Origin of the sequence: Psychroflexus tropicus DSM 15496 (assembly GCF_000378765.1) — a bacterium.
Lineage (GTDB): Bacteria > Bacteroidota > Bacteroidia > Flavobacteriales > Flavobacteriaceae > Psychroflexus > Psychroflexus tropicus.
On record NZ_KB905355.1, the window covers coordinates 1 to 1696 of the forward strand.

The following is a 1696-nucleotide window of genomic DNA, read 5'->3' on the forward strand; positions in this document are numbered from 1 at the left end:
TTATTTTTTTGTTTACAGGAAAAGAGAGAAATCACAAGGCTCAAAATCAAAACTATTTTTTTCATAAAACTTGTTTTTTTAATTACTTACAACGGTCAAGTATAAGCGTAGTGCGGGTTTTCAGAGCAATTCACTGTCTGCCCACCGCAAAGTTTATTAGGAGCAAATATGCTCAATTTTAGCAGTTCAGCCCGCATTACGCTTATACAATGTTGGCAAGCGTATTTTTTCATTGAAAGTTTATTTCTGTGTTCGGAAGCCACTTTCTTATTTCTTCCATTTGTTCTTCTGTCAGGTTGTCTTTTTCCATTCGCATAGATTTCAGTTTGGTCAGCTTTTGAATGTTAGGGGTTACATATTTTATTGGATTGCTCCATATTTCCAATTTTTCAAGATTGGTCAAAGAGCCAATACAGTCGGGAATAGAATCAATTTCATTATCAAAAATCAATAGCTCTTTTAGATTCACAAGATTCTCTATTTCACAATCAATTTGCTTTATTTGGTTACTGTACAAATAAATGGACTCAAGTCCTTTAAGACGTTCATCGATAAATTTTAAATCGGTCAGTTTGTTGTTGTTAAGTCCAAGTCGTTTAAGATTTGGAATCGTCAAGATTGGCTCTGGTACTTTTTTAAAATCGTTGTGGTCTAACCCGATTGTTTCAAGGCTTTCAAGTGCTGATAAGTCAGATGGAAACTCCTTTATTTGAGTGGCATTTATCGAAAGTCTTTTGAGGTTTTTGAGCGATTCCAAATTGTCTGGTAGTTTGGAAACAGGATTATGACCAATTAAAAGTTCTTCAAGGTGTGGCATATTCAACACTTCGTCTGGAAACTCGGTGAAATTATTTCCTGTCAGAATAATTTCCTTTACTTGAAGAGTATTGATATTCTGAGGCAATTTTGAGAGTCCTTTGTTTTGCAAATGCAAATAAGGTGTTTCAACTTCTTTTACTATCGGTGAATATTCCGAAACGTAAGCAGTTACAAGTTTTCCTTTATTTATTGAGTCGCATAGACTTGAGAGTACTTGTTGAAAATTTGAGCTTGCGGAAATACCAATTTTAAATGAATAATTTTTAATCACAGAATTGGTCAAAATGCAGGGGAACTCTGTTGAGTATGAAAAATTCCAAGTTGAATCTCTGAAATCAAGACTACTACCATCTTTGTATCGGAATTGGAATTTATTTGGCAAATCTTCTTCTTTGGTTGAAGTAATCAATATTCCGTTTGAAGGTATTTCAATTGTCCGAACCCAATATTTCATTTCAGGTAGTTCAGGATAACCTTCAATTCCAAAGACAATTCCACCATCTCCCTGAAATTCATTCGGAAAAACAATTAGGTTGTGTTTGTTCCAATCCAAATATGAGAAAGTCAGGAATGCAACGTATGCAACAGAAAGTACAACCTGTGAAACCCAATATGCCTTTCTTGTTTTAGTTTTCTTGGTCAGCCAATCGAGTAGAAAGAGAAGCAGAGCAAATCCAATAAAATATGCACCAAGAATAATAAGATAACCACCTGTCAGAATAGCAACTGTCAGTCCGAGAAGAACAGAAAGGATTCCTAATATTTTAAGTGGTGTAATTCTTTTCAATGTGTCGTTTTATATGCTTGCCAACGTTCGTGTGTATGGCTTCGTTGCGAGCAAACTAGCGCACATCTTTCAGCCGTGGCTGAAAGATAG

General features: G+C 35.1%; 1 protein-coding gene. It reads right to left on the bottom strand.

Features of this window, described 5'->3' with window-relative positions; translation table 11 throughout:
• Positions 1-229: 229 nt before the first annotated feature.
• Positions 230-1606: a leucine-rich repeat domain-containing protein gene (locus F598_RS0114225; RefSeq protein WP_019039740.1), complete on the bottom strand. Its 1377-nt coding sequence runs from the start codon at positions 1604-1606 to the stop codon at positions 230-232.
• Positions 1607-1696 lie beyond the last annotated feature (90 nt).